Origin of the sequence: Rahnella perminowiae, assembly GCF_019049755.1 — a bacterium.
GTDB classification, from domain to species: domain Bacteria; phylum Pseudomonadota; class Gammaproteobacteria; order Enterobacterales; family Enterobacteriaceae; genus Rahnella; species Rahnella perminowiae.
Map to the genome: position 1 here is coordinate 1 of NZ_JAFMOS010000016.1, position 255 is coordinate 255.

1 rRNA gene is annotated in these 255 nt (G+C 52.5%); it reads left to right on the plus strand.

Annotation, left to right across the window (positions count from 1 at the left end):
* Positions 1 to 196 precede the first annotated feature (196 nt).
* A 5S ribosomal RNA gene (gene rrf, locus J1785_RS27115) occupies positions 197 to 255 on the plus strand; the annotation flags it as partial.

Genomic DNA, 255 nt, shown 5'->3' on the forward strand with positions numbered 1-255 from the left:
TGTAAGTGCAGCGATGCATTGAGCTAACCAGTACTAATGACCCGAGAGGCTTAACCTTACAACACCAAAGGTGTTTTTGATTTGAGAGACAGGCTCGAGAGAGTAGATTTTCAGCGGAATGTTCCGGAATTGGTTCGTATGGCGGCGCGGGGGTGAGCAACCCTGATGCGTTGCGGTACGGATGAAACAGAATTTGCCTGGCGGCACTAGCGCGGTGGTCCCACCTGACCCCATGCCGAACTCAGAAGTGAAACG